At 59.9% G+C, this 16,048-nt stretch carries 17 protein-coding genes; 5 read left to right on the top strand and 12 right to left on the bottom strand.

The features are described from left to right. Window positions 1-30: 30 nt before the first annotated feature. Window positions 31-585 carry a hypothetical protein gene (locus tag LRP59_RS03480; protein ID WP_002521121.1) on the top strand — a complete coding sequence of 185 codons (555 nt, stop codon included), beginning with the start codon at window positions 31-33 and terminating at the stop codon, window positions 583-585. 17 nt (window positions 586-602) lie between these two features. Here the strand turns inward: LRP59_RS03480 and LRP59_RS03475 are convergent, their stop codons facing one another. From LRP59_RS03475 to LRP59_RS03450, 6 genes are all read right to left on the bottom strand, one after another. Beyond that, entirely contained in the window at window positions 603-1,511 is a 909-nt protein-coding gene (locus tag LRP59_RS03475) for a rhomboid family intramembrane serine protease (protein WP_002513009.1), read from the bottom strand. Continuing rightward, a complete protein-coding gene (locus LRP59_RS03470; RefSeq protein ID WP_002513008.1) occupies window positions 1,508-2,407 on the bottom strand; it encodes a TIGR01777 family oxidoreductase in 900 nt (299 codons plus the stop codon). The genes LRP59_RS03475 and LRP59_RS03470 overlap by 4 nt, the downstream gene beginning before the upstream one ends. 67 nt (window positions 2,408-2,474) lie before the next feature. Beyond that, window positions 2,475-3,962, bottom strand: coding sequence for a DHA2 family efflux MFS transporter permease subunit (locus LRP59_RS03465; protein WP_002513007.1), 1,488 nt, complete (start codon window positions 3,960-3,962; stop codon window positions 2,475-2,477). Between the two features lie 163 nt (window positions 3,963-4,125). Beyond that, window positions 4,126-4,995, bottom strand: coding sequence for a biotin-dependent carboxyltransferase family protein (locus LRP59_RS03460; protein WP_002513006.1), 870 nt, complete (start codon window positions 4,993-4,995; stop codon window positions 4,126-4,128). After that, complete coding sequence (locus LRP59_RS03455) at window positions 4,992-5,612, bottom strand: allophanate hydrolase subunit 1 (protein ID WP_148378484.1); 621 nt, start codon at window positions 5,610-5,612, stop codon at window positions 4,992-4,994. Before LRP59_RS03455 ends, LRP59_RS03460 begins: the two co-directional genes overlap by 4 nt. Then, window positions 5,609-6,379: a LamB/YcsF family protein gene (locus LRP59_RS03450; protein WP_002513004.1), complete on the bottom strand. Its 771-nt coding sequence runs from the start codon at window positions 6,377-6,379 to the stop codon at window positions 5,609-5,611. The genes LRP59_RS03455 and LRP59_RS03450 overlap by 4 nt, the downstream gene beginning before the upstream one ends. Before the next feature lie 122 nt (window positions 6,380-6,501). Here LRP59_RS03450 and LRP59_RS03445 point away from each other — a divergent pair, with 122 nt between their 5' ends. Genes LRP59_RS03445 through LRP59_RS03435 form a run of 3 tightly spaced genes read left to right on the top strand, consistent with a single transcriptional unit; the run spans window position 6,502 to window position 9,253 of the window. Further along, window positions 6,502-7,266, top strand: a complete 765-nt coding sequence (locus tag LRP59_RS03445) for a DUF969 domain-containing protein (protein ID WP_002513003.1) — start codon at window positions 6,502-6,504, stop codon at window positions 7,264-7,266. After that, window positions 7,263-8,249, top strand: a complete 987-nt coding sequence (locus LRP59_RS03440; protein ID WP_002513002.1) for a DUF979 domain-containing protein — start codon at window positions 7,263-7,265, stop codon at window positions 8,247-8,249. Before LRP59_RS03445 ends, LRP59_RS03440 begins: the two co-directional genes overlap by 4 nt. Next, entirely contained in the window at window positions 8,246-9,253 is a 1,008-nt protein-coding gene (locus LRP59_RS03435; protein ID WP_002513001.1) for a DUF2891 family protein, read from the top strand. Before LRP59_RS03440 ends, LRP59_RS03435 begins: the two co-directional genes overlap by 4 nt. A 52-nt stretch (window positions 9,254-9,305) precedes the next feature. Here the strand turns inward: LRP59_RS03435 and LRP59_RS03430 are convergent, their stop codons facing one another. After that, a complete protein-coding gene (locus tag LRP59_RS03430; protein ID WP_002513000.1) occupies window positions 9,306-11,840 on the bottom strand; it encodes an ATP-dependent Clp protease ATP-binding subunit in 2,535 nt (844 codons plus the stop codon). A 263-nt stretch (window positions 11,841-12,103) separates the two neighbouring features. Beyond that, window positions 12,104-12,421 (bottom strand): Lsr2 family protein, encoded by a 318-nt coding sequence (locus LRP59_RS03425; RefSeq protein ID WP_002512999.1) that lies wholly within the window; start codon window positions 12,419-12,421, stop codon window positions 12,104-12,106. A gap of 138 nt (window positions 12,422-12,559) precedes the next feature. Between LRP59_RS03425 and LRP59_RS03420 the strand changes: the two genes are divergently transcribed. Beyond that, window positions 12,560-13,750 carry an NADH-quinone oxidoreductase subunit D gene (locus LRP59_RS03420; RefSeq protein WP_014604335.1) on the top strand — a complete coding sequence of 397 codons (1,191 nt, stop codon included), beginning with the start codon at window positions 12,560-12,562 and terminating at the stop codon, window positions 13,748-13,750. Window positions 13,751-13,828: 78 nt separating this feature from the next. Here the strand turns inward: LRP59_RS03420 and LRP59_RS03415 are convergent, their stop codons facing one another. The 4 genes from LRP59_RS03415 to folB all read right to left on the bottom strand — a co-directional run bounded on the left by LRP59_RS03415 (window position 13,829) and on the right by folB (window position 16,038). After that, window positions 13,829-14,506, bottom strand: coding sequence for a cell division topological specificity factor MinE (locus LRP59_RS03415; RefSeq protein WP_032499732.1), 678 nt, complete (start codon window positions 14,504-14,506; stop codon window positions 13,829-13,831). A gap of 82 nt (window positions 14,507-14,588) precedes the next feature. Then, complete coding sequence (locus LRP59_RS03410) at window positions 14,589-15,125, bottom strand: DUF3180 domain-containing protein (RefSeq protein WP_002512996.1); 537 nt, start codon at window positions 15,123-15,125, stop codon at window positions 14,589-14,591. Continuing rightward, complete coding sequence (folK, locus tag LRP59_RS03405) at window positions 15,122-15,679, bottom strand: 2-amino-4-hydroxy-6-hydroxymethyldihydropteridine diphosphokinase (protein WP_002512995.1); 558 nt, start codon at window positions 15,677-15,679, stop codon at window positions 15,122-15,124. The genes LRP59_RS03410 and folK overlap by 4 nt, the downstream gene beginning before the upstream one ends. Continuing rightward, window positions 15,676-16,038: a dihydroneopterin aldolase gene (gene folB, locus LRP59_RS03400; protein ID WP_002512994.1), complete on the bottom strand. Its 363-nt coding sequence runs from the start codon at window positions 16,036-16,038 to the stop codon at window positions 15,676-15,678. The genes folK and folB overlap by 4 nt, the downstream gene beginning before the upstream one ends. Window positions 16,039-16,048: the final 10 nt, after the last annotated feature.

Below are 16,048 nucleotides of genomic sequence, written 5' to 3'. Positions count from 1 at the left end.
ACCTGATGACGGGCTGACCGCCCCCAATCGTTGCTTTCCTTGGCCCAAGGCGACGAGACTAGTGAGGTGCTCATTGACGCCGACCGCTTTGACCTTCTGGAGGAACTCATCCTTGCCGAACCTTTACGACACGGGCAGCCGGTTGTCCTCATCGATGGGCGCTCTGGGGCAGGAAAAACCACCTTAGCCAATACCCTCATCTGTCACCATGCCGACTGGCAGCTCGTCCACGCTGACGACCTGTACCCTGGCTGGTCCGGATTGTCATCGGTGTGGGACCTGCGTGATCTCGTCGCTAGACGCCGGTACCGGCGCTGGGACTGGTATCAAAACCGCTTCGACGACGAAGTCATCCTAGATGCGAATCGTCCCCTCGTTATCGAAGGCTGCGGGGTACTGACGCCGACGAATGCACCTTTGGCATCCCTGCGAGTGTGGTGCGAAGTCTCGGCACCGCTCAGGCGCCACCGAGCCTTAACCCGGGACCCAGAATTTCGCGACCAGTGGGCCATGTGGGCCATTCAGGAGGGGCTACACATCGCACGTCACCGACCAGCTGATCTCGCTGATCTCACCATTTCCTGACCGCCACCAAACGCGTATCAGACCACCAGATATTTGACCACCAGCGCGGCCACCATGGCAAGCAGTAACAAAGCCATTCGAGGCCATGTCTGCGCGGATTTGCCAGCCTGAATACGTTTGGGGTCCTCGAAGAAAATAACCCCGCACATCATTCCGACGAGAAAACCCCCAAGGTGGGCCTGCCATGCGATCCCAGAGATGAAAAGCAACAGGGCGGCGTTAATAGCCAACACGACCCATAATTCCCGCGTCGAGACCCCGAGCCGTCGCTGCACGATGAGCAGCACACCGAAGAGACCAAAAATCGCACCCGAGGCCCCGACGACACCGTCATCAACGTTCGGCAAGATCGTCCTGCCCCCATCCGCAGTGGCCATCAGGCAGAACAGCGCCCCACCACCCAGGCCAGACATGAGGTAAGCAGCGAGGAACCTGGCGCGTCCGAGGAAGGGCTCCAGAGATCGGCCAAGGGCCCACAACGCGTACATATTGAAGCCAATATGGAAGATACTCAGCGCGTGCCCGAACATCGAAGTGACGAATCGCCACGGCTCGGTGAATCCGACTCGCGGGGCCAACACAACGGCCTCACCCACCTGAGGGCTTAACCACTCCCCCACCCACACCAGGAAACAGATACCAATAAGGGTCCACGTGACGACCGGAACATCACTGCGACGCTTCACTCGGGCAACCGGTCGGGGAGTCGCCTGCTGGTACGACGCCGAAGGAGGCGCCCATGAGGGGTCTACGTCAACCGAGCGGTAAGGCTCAGGCTGAGATGCCGTCGACTCGTCTCGTTGCGCCGGTCTAGCGTGTGAAGCCGCCCCTGTCACATCGCCGTGGTTCTGCTGTGATTCGTCCTGCCACGATCCCCACTCATCGGGGCGAGAGAAACCGTCGGGACGTTGGTTATTCTGACTCATCGGCGTCCTGCAAGTGCTGAAGTTATTGACTCGGTAATGGAGGTGTCACGAAACTCGAATTCGTGCTCAAGGAGTTTGGCTGGTTTAACCCGCTGCCCTGAGCACAGCGCTTCGTCGACGAGTTGAGACCCGAAGATCATCTTCGCTGCCGGAACCGGGAATGGGATTACAGACGGACGGTGCATGGCCTGAGCCAGCGCCGTGGTGAACTCGGCATTGGTGCACGGGTTCGGACTCACGAGGTTCACCGGCCCGCTCATAGCGTCGTCAGTCAGAATCTTCATCATTGCTGATACGTGATCGTGCAGGCTAATCCACGACATGTACTGACTTCCGTCGCGGATCTTGCCGCCCAGGCCGAACTGGAAGAACGGTCGCTCCTTGCCCAACATGCCGCCGAAGGAACTCACGACATGACCGGTTCGCAGGGTCGCTACCCGCACCCCGTCAGGGGCGGAGTTTGCGGCTGTCTCCCAGCGTTGGCACACCTCGGCCAGGAATCCCGCACCGGCGGGATCGTTCTCGTCAAGCCATTCATCGCCGTGCGGACCGTAGTAGCCGACCGCCGAACCATTGAGGAAGATCCGGCAGCGCGGCGAGGATGCTAAGGCGCGGACGACAACGCCTGTCGAGTCGATGCGGGAGGCAAGGATGCGAGTCTTGCGTTCATCAGTCCAGCGTCCATCAGCGATCGGTGCTCCGGCCAAGTTGACCACAGCGTCAATGTCGTCGAGGAAAGGCGGCGCGATGGAGAGGGTGTCAAGATCCCAGCGTCGATCAGAGGGCTGGATGGGTTCATGACGAGTCAACGTGACGACGTCATGGCCTTCTTTGCGCAGACGCTGCACCAGCGCTGTGCCGATAAGACCGGCGAACCCTCCGATGGCAATCCTCATATGGTCATCCTACGGGTCCAGCGAAGGGCGTCTCTGCGCGGTCCACCGGCCTCACAGATGAGTACGCTCAAGAATTACGCTGGCGCGAACGCTGAAAGTTCGCAAAGAATGCACAGACGATTACGCAGATCGTTCCAGCAGTAATCGTGATAAACATCGACTCACCGAGACCTCGCCCCAGATCGTGACGAACCATGATTCGGGCATCCATCATCATCGCGATGAAAGCCGACCCCAGCGCTGACCCGACCTGACGGGTGGCGTTATAAACACCTGAACCGGCTCCAGCGTCGGCCTGACCAAGATCATCGGTACCAACCAGGGAAATCGGACTCCAGGTAAGAGCCGCACCAACGCCGGTGATGACAGATAGCAGTGGGAACACCCACAGACCGGTGGACGGCACTGTGAACAGCCACCATCCGATGGAGGAAATCACATATAGCGAGACACCAATCGCAGCCATCCGGCCAGACCGACGGTGCTGGAGGACCCGTCCAACAACCAGAGACAGCACGCCGGAGACGACAGCGGTTGGGGTCAACAATAGGGCGGCTGCCGTCGGGGACTTGCCACGCACGTTCTGCAGATAGATGGCCGTCGGCAGAAAGTAGGCAGTTACAAGCATGCCGACGAGGAAAATCGCGATATTGGCAAGAGTGAAATTGCGCTTGGTAAACAGTCGCAGCGGAACCAATGGTTCAAAGTTGGTCGAATGAGCATGCAAGCGGGTTTGCGCCCACTGAGTCTGCGAGACGACGAAGAGCACCATAAAGACCACACCGAGGACGATGAGCAGCGGCACGGAAATGATGCCGGTGATCGTCCCCCAGTTGTACTGCTCTCCCTCCTGAATACCGAATACCAGCAGGGTCATGCCGATACCCGACAAGACGACGCCACACCAATCGAAGGCGTGGCCGTGGGTTTCGAGGGCAGGCACGTTACGGATAGCCAGCCACAACCCAATGACAGTAATCGGGACATTGACGAAGAAGATCCACTCCCAGCCCAGGGTGTCAACGAGGATGCCGCCGAGTACAGGACCGACGAAACTCGCGACACCGGCGGTGGCTCCCCACAGGCCCATGGCAGCACCGCGTTTCTCCGATGGGAAAAGTCGGGTGATCATCGACAGGGACTGCGGAGTCATAAGGGCAGCTCCGATGCCCTGAATCGCCCGAGCAGCGATAAGGACGCCAATCGTCGGGGACAGACCACATGCCAGTGAAGAAACTCCGAAGACGAGCATGCCGATGATGTACATACGATGCGGTCCCCAGCGGTCACCCATGCGTCCGGTAATCAGCAGCGGGACAGCGTAGGTGAGTAGGTACGCACTCGTGATCCACACCCCTTGGTTGAGGTTGGCGTTGAGCGCGCGGATGGTCGCCGGCAGAGCGGTCGTGACGATCGACGTATCGACGAGGATCATAAAGAAGCCGATAAGAAGGGCCCACAGGGCACTCCAGGCCTGCTCCTCAGTAACGACATGCCCGTCTCGGTCCCGGGCAAGGTGTTCGACATGGGCAACGGGCGACTGCTCAGGCGACAAGGGGTCTCCTAGGGAAAGAAGAAATTAGGCCAAGAAGCGATCGTACCTCCCGCAGATCGGCCGGGGAACGTACCGCATCGCCACCGAAGCCTGCACGATTACGTCATAAACAAGCCTTGGACTAGGCATTATGCTTATAGCTAAGACTTCAACGTCATGCTCGTCACCAGTCATGAGCGGTCATCGCGAACCTCACGACGACCCCTGCCCGAGCCTGAGCAAGACGGTCAGCATCCTCTGGATCGACAACCCCAATAACTGGATAACCTCCAGTCGTCGGATGGTCCGGCCCAAAGACCAGAGGCACTCCCGAGGTAGGTACCTGGATCGCGCCTCGCATCACCGGCTCACTCGTTAACTCCCCGGTCACCGCTCTTTCCAGGGATGGTCCTTCCAACCGTGTGCCCACTCGGTCGCTCGCCTGTGCGACTCGCCACGGTGTCTGCTCGAGGGAACGCCGCCCAGCATCGGTAAACCAATCGTCGCGAGGTCCCCATACCCCATGAAGGACGAGTTCCGTTGGCGCTTGCTGAATGTCGACAGGAGTCGTCGAGATGAGACCGGCTGGGCCATCACCGACGCTAACACGGTCGCCTGCCTTCAGCGGGGCCGGGCCCATCCCACGGGTCGGATCAGCCGAGACACTGGCAAAGGTGGGCGACGCGTTAATCCCTCCGGTTACAGAAAAGTAGCTCCGCAAACCGGTTGCTGGCATGGCGATGCTTACCGTCTGACCATCTGTAACGAGAAATCCCCAGCCACTAGGGCGCGGCGCTCCATCCAAATCGATTTGGGCATCCGCCCCTGTCACCGCAACAAGGACAGGACCCCCGACACATCTCAGCCGCACCGGTCCGAGCAGAATCTCCAGACACCCCAATCCAGCACCATTGCCGACGAGCCGAGCGCCATCCAGATAGGCCCGACGATCCCATGCTCCGCAGCCACTGATTCCTAGATCCGCCCAACCGCGACGTCCAGCGTCCTCAATGAGAGTTCTCGGCCCGGCTGTCTCTACTACGAAGTGGGTCATGAGTCCACCACCTCGAATCTGATGACGGCTCCCGGGAGCAGTAGAGCTGGCGGATCGGCCTTCTCATCCCACAGGATTGCGTCAGTCGTGCCAATAATCTGCCAGCCGCCCGGGGAGGCTTGCGGGTAGGCGCCGGTAAATCCATCAGCCAAGGCGATACTGCCCGGCGGAATCCTGGTCCGAGGGGTATCCCGACGCGGGATCCGGTACGGCCAATCAGCTCCGGACATATACCCAAATCCGGACATGAACCCGGCAAATTCCACCGTCCATTGCTGATCGCTGTGGCGTCTCACCAACTCGTCCGTAGTCATATTGAGCAATTCCGCCACGTCAGATAGGTCCAGCCCGTCATAGCGAACTGGCACCTCGACGACTTCCCGCACCCCTTGTTCAACGCAGTCCAATCCCGCGGCGATAAGCTCCTGGACATGAGCGACGGCTGCCGGTAACTGATCGGGCGACTCGACGTCGATGAGCACCGTCGTCTGGGCCGGGACGAGATCTACCGTTCCTACCGCCGGATGCTCACTCAAAGTCCGATGCAGGCGACGACGCTGACCGACATCATCCAATTCGACGAGCACCGCCGTCCGTCCAGCCGGCAACAACCTCATGCGGCAGCCCGCAGTTCGACCCCAGCAGAGGCAAGGCGATCACGCACTGCCGTGGCCATCGCAACAGCGCCCGGGGTGTCACCGTGAACACACACCGAATCGGCCTTGATCGGTACCTCGGTGCCGTCGATAGCCGTTATCGATCCCTGAGTCACCAGGGTCACGACGCGCTCAGCGACCTCGCCCGGATCATGCAACACCGACCCCTCCTGGCGACGTGATACTAAGGTGCCGTCGGGGTTGTAAGCCCGATCGGCGAACGCCTCACTCAAAGTGCGGACGCCCTGCTGCTCAGCGAGGTCAAGGACGAGAGCTCCCGGCAAGCCTAGAATGGCCATATCGGCGCCCGCGGCGGAGTTGACAGCGTCGATCGCCTCGACGACTGCCTTGGCCTGAGCCCGGTGGTGAACGATCGTGTTGTACAGGGCGCCGTGAGGCTTGACGTAGCGCACCGAGGCGCCATGAACTGCAGCAACTCCACGCAGTGCCGACAACTGGTAAATAACCTCATCACGCAGCCGTCCGGGGGCAACGTCAATGAAATTGCGACCAAACCCTGCGAGGTCCCGGTAAGACACGTGGGCGCCGATGCACACCCCGTGTTCCGCAGCAGCCTTACAAGTCCGGCCCATGACGACGGCGTCACCAGCATGGAATCCGCAGGCCACATTCGCGGAGGTGACAATTCCCAGCAGGGATTCATCGTCACCTGTCTTCCACGATCCGAAAGATTCCCCCATGTCCGCGTTGAGATCAACAGTTGCCATGACATAAGGGTGGCGCCGAGATCCCTCCCGGTCAACACGTTTTCTGGGTAGAGACACCTTCAGACGGTCCGGTCGCTTCTAAAGTGACGCCACAACACCCCAAAACATGAGAGGAGCGCACCATGTGGGTTTTACTCGCCGTGGCGATCGTCGTCGTCGGCTTTGCCTTGCGGCTCAATGCCATGCTCGTGGTAGCCGTCGCAGGAATCACTGCCGGCCTCATCGCCGGAATGTCACCGGTCAAGATCATCGAGACCTTCGGAACTGGATTCGCCAGTTCGCGTTCCGTGACGGTCTTCATCGTCGTGTTACCCGTCATCGGGTTGCTCGAACGCCACGGTCTCATGCAGCAGGCCGGCCGCTTGATGTCGAAGATGAAGTCTATGACGGCCGGAAAGCTCCTTGCCGTCTACCTCGCTGTGCGTCAGATCACCGCAGCTGTAGGGCTGTCGTCCATTGGTGGGCCAGCCCAGGCGGTGCGTCCCCTCGTCGTACCGATGGCTGAGGCTGCGGCTCGACGCACTCACCCGCGATACACCCGCAAGATGCGCGAGAAACTGCGCTCCTACGCGTCCTCAGCAGACACCATCGGACTGTTCTTCGGCGAGGATGTGTTCATTGCCATCGGGTCGATCCTGCTCATCACTGGATTCGTTGACGCCACCTACAACCTCAAACTCGAGGCTCTCCAAATCGCCTTGTGGGCCATTCCGACGGCCATTTGTGCCTTCCTCATCCATGCACCTCGACTGTGGTTGCTGGATCGCAAACTCGCCAAGATGGCTGCCGAGGGAGGCGACGACGTCGACGTCGATGAGATCCCTGAGCCTGGCCACACCGTGAGTCTGCCTTCCGGTGGCAACCCGGAGCAGGGGGTCCGCGAATGATCAAGGTGGAATGGTTCTACTGGTTGTGTGGCTTCCTTTTCCTCGTCACCGCGGTCGTGCGGCTGCGGGACCGTGAGGACAACAAGCGCTTCGGATCGGCCGCTTTTTGGGCAATCCTGGCCTTCTCATTTGGCTACGGCAGTTTTGTCATCAACAAGACTGCACCTGCTCTCGTCGAGGGTATTGCGGTGCTCCTCCTGGTCGTGCTGGCCTCTTGTCGTTTTCCGGGTCACGGCTCTACCGAGATGACCACCGACGCCGAGCGAGAAAAGTCAGCAAAGAAATTCGGCAACAAGCTCTTCATGCTTGCCCTCATCATCCCGTTCGTGGCTGCCATTTTCGCAGTGGCTGGGATGCGCAACGTGTCGTTTGACGGGTCGCCGCTACTAGAAACCGGCATGGCAACGATCATTGGTCTAGGAGCGGCGTCCGTTATTGCCCTTGTCACAGCCATGATCATGTTCAAGGTGCGTTCACCGATGATGGCTTTCAAAGAGGGCGACCGATTGCTCGGTCATATCGGATGGGCAGCTATCCTGCCGCAGTTCCTGGCGACCCTTGGCACCTTATTCAACAACGCCGGTGTCGGCGATGCGGTGGGGCGTATCACCTCGTGGATCCTTCCATCAGAAAGTCTCTTCGCGGCGGTGTGCGTCTATTGCCTTGGGATGGCCTTGTTCACCCTCATCATGGGTAACGCTTTCGCGGCCTTCCCAGTGATGACTGCTGCCGTCGGTTGGCCGTTACTCATCCAACACTTCCACGGCAATATGGCCGCCGTCTTCGCCATGGGTATGCTGGCGGGGTTCTGTGGCACCCTGTGCACGCCGATGGCTGCGAACTTCAATCTTGTTCCGGCCGCTCTACTTGAGCTCGACGACAGCTACGGTCCGATTAAAGCACAGATACCCACTGCAGTTCCGCTACTGGTCTGCACCATCCTCATTATGTACCTGTGCTGCTTCCCAGGAGGTTTGCTATGACTCTCGACGATGACGCCCCAATCTGGGCGAAAACCATCATTGACGGACTCAATCGTCCCTTCCCGTGGGGGTCAGCCCACCAGTCCTCGGGACCAGACGATGTCGACGTCACTCCATGGCGCCTCCACCCGGCCTTCCACGGTTGCTTGGACTGGCACTCGTCGGTCCACATGCAGTGGTCGGCGGTCACCCTGCTCCGCTGCGCGAATCAGGTGATCGACCACACAATAATCGACGCCTTGACCGGCGTTCTCAATGACCGTCTGAACGACGAGAACGCTCGTGTGGAGGCCGAGTATCTGCGTATTCATCGCGGGTACGAGCGTCCCTACGGCTGGGGATGGGCAACCCTGCTCGCTGCCCAGTGCGCTCCCCTCACGGGCACGGCGTGGGCGTCGGCCACCCGCATCATCAGCCTTCAAGTTTTCGAGAATTTGCTCGCGTGGCTGCCGACCCTCACCTTCCCGGTACGCACTGGCACCCACGACAACACCGCCTTCGGCATCGGTCTGTGTCTAGACGCTGCCCGGTCACTGCAACGCCCTGAGGTCATCGAAGCCATTGTGGAACACTCTCATCGCTTGTTCGACGCCGACGTTGACTACCCGTCTTCGTGGGAGCCGAGTGGCAATGACTTTTTGTCGGCGGCATTGAGCGAGGCCCACCTCATGGCTCGGGTGTATGACGTCGAGGGTCGAACCAACGAGTTCGGGGCGTGGCTACACACATTCCTGCCGCGTCTGGGACAGTCTGACGATAATCTCCTAGACGTGCCCAGGGTGACAGACGGCACGGACGGCAAGCTTGCTCACCTATATGGGCTGAGCCTGTCGCGAGCATGGCAGCTGCGCGCACTGGCCACGTGGCTTGCCGAAGACTCCCGCCATCGCATCGAGAAAGCCACTGCCCGCCAGATCAACGAAGTCTCCCACCAAATCACCCATGGCGATTTCATGGCTACTCACTGGTTGGTATCCTTCGCCCTTCAGGCAGTGCTGGCGTGAGGAACGGGCCCGGCGCATAATGCACCGGGCCACGGCCATCGTTGTCAGGGGATCAACCCTGCTGCCCCTTGTTATTTTCCCCTGCCGAAGAGGTGAGCTCAGGAGGAACCTCGTCAGGCAGCTCTGAGCGCTCCGTGCCGGTGAAGACGAACGGCTCCTCGGAACCCTCCGGGGCAGCATCGACCACCACGATCTGACCAGGTTTGACTTCCCCGAAGAGGATCTTCTCGGCTAGGACGTCCTCGATGTCGCGCTGGATCGTCCGGCGCAGCGGACGAGCACCAAGCAGCGGGTCGAAACCACGCTTGGACAGCAGTTCCTTGGCAGCCGGAGTGACCTCGATACCCATATCCTTGTCGGCCAGGCGATCTTCCAGTTGCCCCACCATGAGGTCGACAATCCGTAGGATGTCGGGCTGGGTGAGCTGATGGAAGACGATGATCTCGTCAAGGCGGTTGAGGAACTCGGGACGGAAGTGTCCCTTGAGCTCCTCGGTAACCTTGGCCTTCATCTTCTCGTAGCTGGACTCGACGTCGTCGGCCTTGGAGAAGCCGAGATTGACTGATTTGGAAATGTCGCGGGTGCCGAGGTTGGTCGTCAGCACAATGACGGTGTTCTTAAAGTCCACTACACGGCCCTGGGCGTCAGTAAGACGTCCCTCGTCAAGAATCTGCAACAGAGAATTGAAGATATCGGGGTGGGCCTTTTCGATCTCGTCAAAGAGAATGACGCTGAACGGCTTGCGGCGCACCTTCTCGGTGAGCTGGCCGCCCTCCTCGTACCCGACGAATCCAGGCGGGGACCCAAACATCCGCGAGGCGGTGTGTTTCTCGGAGTACTCGCTCATGTCGAGGGTGATGAGGGCGTCCTCGTCACCGAAGAGGAACTCGGTGAGCGCCTTGGTGAGCTCGGTCTTACCAACACCCGACGGGCCAGCAAAAATGAACGAACCTGCCGGACGCTTCGGATCCTTGAGGCCGGCGCGGGTGCGTCGGATAGAGCGGCACAGGGCCTTGACGGCGTCCTCCTGGCCGACGTAGCGCTTGCCGATCTCATCCTCCATGTGGAGCAGACGCTGGGATTCCTCCTCCGTGAGCTTGAAGACCGGAATGCCGGTAGCTCCAGAGAGCACCTCGGCGATCTCGTCGGGGCCGACCACGGCTGGCACCGACTCGTCACCCTGCTTCCACTCCTCCTCCTTGGCCTCACGTTCAGCGAGAAGTTTCTTCTCGTCGTCGCGCAACCCAGCAGCACGCTCAAAATCCTGGGCGTCGATGGCGGCCTCTTTCTCCACTCGCACACGAGCGATCCGCTCGTCGAACTCGCGCAGATCCGGCGGAGCCGTCATACGGCGGATGTTCATCCGGGCACCGGCCTCGTCAATGAGATCGATGGCCTTGTCCGGCAGGAAGCGGTCTTGGATGTAACGGGACGCAAGATTCGCCGCGGAGGTGATCGCCTCGTCGGTGATGGTGATCTTGTGGTGGGCCTCGTATCGGTCGCGCAGACCCTTAAGGATCTCGATGGCCAGGGGGATCGAGGGCTCGTCTACCTGGATCGGCTGGAAGCGACGCTCCAGGGCGGCGTCCTTCTCGATGTACTTACGGTACTCGTCGAGGGTTGTCGCACCGATAGTCTGCAGCTCGCCGCGAGCCAGCATCGGCTTGAGCATGCTGGCAGCGTCGATTGCCCCTTCGGCGGCACCGGCACCAACAAGGGTGTGGATCTCGTCAATGAACAGGATGATGTCCCCGCGGTTTTTAATCTCCTTGAGGACCTTCTTCATTCTCTCCTCGAAATCGCCGCGGTAACGCGATCCCGCAACCATGGAGCCAAGGTCCAGAGAGTAGATCTTCTTGTCGCGCAGAGTCTCGGGAACGTCTCCACGCACAATGGCCTGAGCCAGGCCCTCGACACAAGCAGACTTACCGACGCCGGGCTCACCAATAAGAACCGGGTTATTCTTGGTGCGCCGGCTCAGCACCACCATAACCCGCTCGATTTCCCTCTCACGCCCGATGACCGGGTCGAGCTCGCCGTCGCGGGCGGCCTCGGTAAGGTTGCGACCGAATTGGTCAAGAATCGTCGCCGAGGACTGCTGCGGTCCGGCCTCGGGGGCGCCGGAAGTGGCGGCCTGACGCTCGTCGCCCTGATATCCCTGCAACAGTTGCAAGACGCTATTGCGCACCGTATTGAGGTCAGCACCCAGCCGGATCAGTACCTGAGCAGCGACGCCTTCTCCCTCCCGGATAAGGCCAAGCAGAATGTGCTCGGTGCCAATGTACGAATGATTCATCTGGAGGGCTTCACGCAGGCTCAGTTCAAGAACCTTCTTGGCACGCGGGGTAAAGGGAATGTGGCCCGTCGGCGTTGAGGTGCCGTGGCCAATAATCTCCTCCACCTGGGCGCGGACAGCCTCCAGTGAAATGTCAAGGGACTCGAGAGCCTTAGCAGCGACTCCCTCGCCCTCGCTAATGAGCCCGAGCAGCAGGTGCTCAGTGCCAATGTAATTGTGGTTCAGGGCCTTGGCCTCATCCTGGGCCAGGACGACGACCCGGCGGGCCCGATCGGTGAACCGTTCGAACATGAACTCTCCTTGTATGTGGAGCAGACCAATCCCCGGAAATACCGGATGACCGAATCTACCCGCGGTCGCGTGAAACCTTCATGCAACCAACCGACGGCACTGGACCGTCAGTCTGTGTGCTTCAGTCTAATAACCGCCGCCGACAGATCTGCGATACCTGTTTACGCCGCTGGCACAACCCAAGTAGAACAGCGCGACGCCGGAGCTATCCCGCTCCGGCGTCGCAACCGACTCGCCTTGTCAGACGGTCACATAAACTGGAATCAGTGAGTGCGCTGGTAGGCCTCACGGATCTCATTGGAGACGCGGCCACGCTCCGAGACCTCGTAGCCCTGGCTCTTAGCCCACTGACGAACCTCGTTAGCAGTCGGGCCCCCGGTTGGGCGACGACCACGAGTACGGCGGCCACCAGTGCGACGAGCATGATCAACCCACAAGGACAGAGCATCGCGCAGTTTGGAGGCGTTCTCGGCGGACAGGTCAATCACATAGTTGACACCATCAAGAGCGAAATTGACGGATTCCTCAGCTGGGCTTCCGTCCACATCATCGACAAGATCAACTCGCACACGCTGTGCCATGGCATTCCTTTCAGACTTGCGCCGTAGATACAACTTCGGCTTTCAGACTACAGCTTATATTCATGATCGCGAAAATCACAAGGCGGCTCCAGTTTTTTGTTGACGAATCGTTGTCGTGAAGATGCATCTAGGCGTGCAATGCGGCATCCTCAACGTGTGTTCAGTTCCACGCGAAAGATCATGTTCGTCATCGGATCGATGCCGTTAACGCATCCTAGTCAATCCACCGATGGCGACCCTGGCAAAAAATACGAGGTGACTTGGCTAGATCTCGGGCACCTTCACCCTAGTCGGCCGGGACTCGTCACTATCACCACAACTGTCGATGATGACGTCATCACCTCTTCCCAGGTAAATGTCGGCAACCTCCACCGCGGTGATGAAAAACTTTTCGAAGCTCGCGGTTACCGCCAGATTCCGATGCTTGCATCACGTCATGACTGGACAGCTCCATTCATCGGTGAGACCGGCGCAGCCCATGCCATCGAGGATGCGATGGGCATTACCATCCCAACTCGCGTGGCATGGATACGAACCCTGCTCGCTGAGTTCAGCAGAATCACCTCACACTTCACATTTTTGTCATGGGTAGGCCATCACTGTGATGATGCCGGCCTTGAAAATGCGATCGCTACAGCAATTGAAAACGCCCGAAGGATCTGGCAGAGGTGCTCTGGAAATCGAATCCATCCTATGATCACGCGTATCGGAGGACTTCGGATCCACCCAGAGAGTGAATGGCAGCCCACATTGGGGGAATGGCTTGACGACGCTAATGCGCTTGTGACGTGGCTGCGTACCGCTCTCGACGCCACCGTCGGCGTACGCGGCGTGGCCGTCATACCCACGAATATGATCGATCGCTATGGTTTGTCAGGGCCCGTCTCCCGGGCTAGCGGGGTCGACCTAGATACTCGACGGCGCACCGCGGTGTACGACGAGCTGAAGTGGCCTGAGGTCGTTATAGAGCCCCGTGGTGACGCCTACTCACGGCTGGCAACGTTATGTAACGATGCGGCGGTGTCGTCGAGCCTATGCCGTCAGATCCTCGACCGGCTGCCGAACTTGGACGGGCCTCTGGAGACTCGTCTACCGACCACCATCAAGGCCCCTCGGGGACGCACCTGGACGACTATAGAGGCCCCCTGGGGACGCGCCGGATACCTTCTAGAGTCCCGCGGTAGCACGACACCGTGGCGGATGGCCTTGCGCACCCCGACCTTCGCCAACGTTCAAGTCTTGGAGGCGGTGCTTCCCGGCACTCGAGTTGACGACGTTGAGGCCACCATTGCCTCCTTGGGATGGACGCTAGGAGACCTCGATAAGTGAGCTGGTATCGGGGTGACGCAACAACGCGGGGCCCAGCCGGAAGCTAGACCCCGCGTCACATTTGGCAAGCTAAGTGCGTCAGGCCTGGCGACGAGTCTCGCGAGTCCCCTCAGATAAGCGCGGGAAAGCGACTCGGGACAGATCAGCGATAGTCGCGTCGTTACCGCGCTCCCAGATCTCCTCGGCGGTGGGGACACCTGCATCAGTGACGGTACGCAAGGTGGTCAGGCGCCCGGACCGACCGTCAGCCAGCAGAGCATCAAGCTCCGTCTCCAGTTCGGTAATACGCATCTCAAGGGAAGCAACCTTCTTATTGCCAGCGGTGACCTTGTACTGCAGAGCCGCCTTGTCGCCGCGTAGGGTCGACAGCTCGCTCTCTGCACGATCGAGCTTGGCACGGGTATCAGCAAGGGTTTTCGAGATAGAGCCAACCCGGCGCGAGAAGGTATCAATCATCTCCATAGACTCGGCATGATGACGCTTCTCCTGCTCCGAGGCAGCGTGACGAAGCTCCTTGAGGGTGTCGAAATGCATCCGGCGAATGGCATCAACTTGGCGCCACGCCATAAAGACAGAAATCCAAGCCCCCACGAGGGCAACGAGCACACCAGCCCGGACCGCCCAAATGGAAGGAACTACCCCACACACAGCGGCAACAATCGTTGCCACAATGAGAAGGGCGAGCACACCTCTGCGCTCGCCAGTGTCCTTTTCAACCCGTTTGAGATCATGCTCACCGCTCACGGGCATCATCATATCGTGCGAGGAGGCCATAAGTACAGCCCGTTTAGCCTCTGGTCAAGCACTGGATCCCGGCGAGTCGCGATCTTGTCCGTCGTCACCCTTTGGGATGCTTTTCGGAATCATCGGGCCCTTTAGGAACTTTACAGGCGTTCTCCAGAAACCATCCAGCCCAAGCCATGGCGGCGCAGGTGATGGCCGTCACTCCTCCGACGATGGCGCGCTGACGCGGGTAGGGAATGTTGAGATGCCACACGAAGGTCAGCACGTACACGATACAAGCGCCGACAAGCGCAGCGCCAGATAGGGCGATCGCTTTACCCAATGCCAGCGAGACGAGCCCTTGGTTCGCCTCGACCTCACGTTGTGGATCAACAACCTTGGTACGGAAAGCCCGCGCGTACCCCCAGGTTGCGATGGCGGCAACAAGGATGACCACCGGCAAAGACCACGGCAGGATCGGCACGGTAACGTCATTGATTTTATAAATACTCAGCGCAAACCATCCCAGGGCGGCCCCGCACATGGCCGCCACGATGATGACCTTCCAATCGGTCGGAGCGATGTTGCCCTGAGGGTTACCGCCGCCAGGTCGCCGGTCGTCATCCCAGTCGGGTGGCAAGCTCCGTGTCATACATCCTCCTCGTCGTGCCTCTCGTCCCATCCTCCTGCAACGGTGACCCCAGCTACGTCAATCTGACGCGAATAAGGCTTAACGGCGTCAGCCAGCTCGCCAGCATCGAAGGAGGCGACCAGATCGGCGATCCGACCGTACCCGGGCAATTCGGCCTCAGGGTCGGCGTCGCGCCACGGCACCAGAACGAAGGCGCGCTCATGTGCACGGGGGTGTGGAAGGGTCAACTCGTCGGTGGTGACGGTCTCGTCGCCGACGCGAATGAGATCAATGTCGAGGGTGCGAGGACCATTCGGGATGGTGTGATCGCGCCCGTAGGCTGCCTCGATGACGTGGGCACGCTCCAACAGGACTGACGGAGGAAGGTCGCTAGTCGCAACGACGACGAGGTTGAGGAAGTCATCCTGCTCCACTCCTCCGATCGGAGCGGTGACATAGACGGGCGAAACGACGACGTCGTGAATACCGGGAGTTTCGGCGATCAGGCGGACGGCGTCTCGCAGATGGGCAAAAGGGTCTCCCATATTGGAACCCAGGCTGAATACGGTTTTCACTCGGCATCCTTTCGGTACGTGACGGCCACGTCGTCGAGGGCAACCCCCACGGGGGCATGTGGCTTGTGAACGGTTACCTGGACAGAATGGACACGCGGACTGATCGCAAGAACGGTGTCAGCAATCTTGCCAGCCAGCGTTTCGATGAGACTCACCGGTTCTCCGGTGAGAATGTTGAGCACCCGCTGTGCGACCGCCGCATAGTTGACGGCCTGGGTGAGGTCGTCAGAGACGGTATCCATGTCGACGTCAAGGCTCACGTCGACGCTGAAAGGCTGACCGAGTTCACGCTCGCTGGCAAGCACGCCGTGGTTCGCGTGGGCACGGATGCCCGTCAGGGTGATCTGTCCGTAGGTCATGGCGGAAGGT

It is taken from the genome of Cutibacterium sp. 37298 (genome assembly GCF_023838685.1).
Classification (GTDB): Bacteria; Actinomycetota; Actinomycetes; order Propionibacteriales; family Propionibacteriaceae; genus Cutibacterium; species Cutibacterium acnes.
This window is presented reverse-complemented; position numbering and strand designations above follow the sequence as displayed.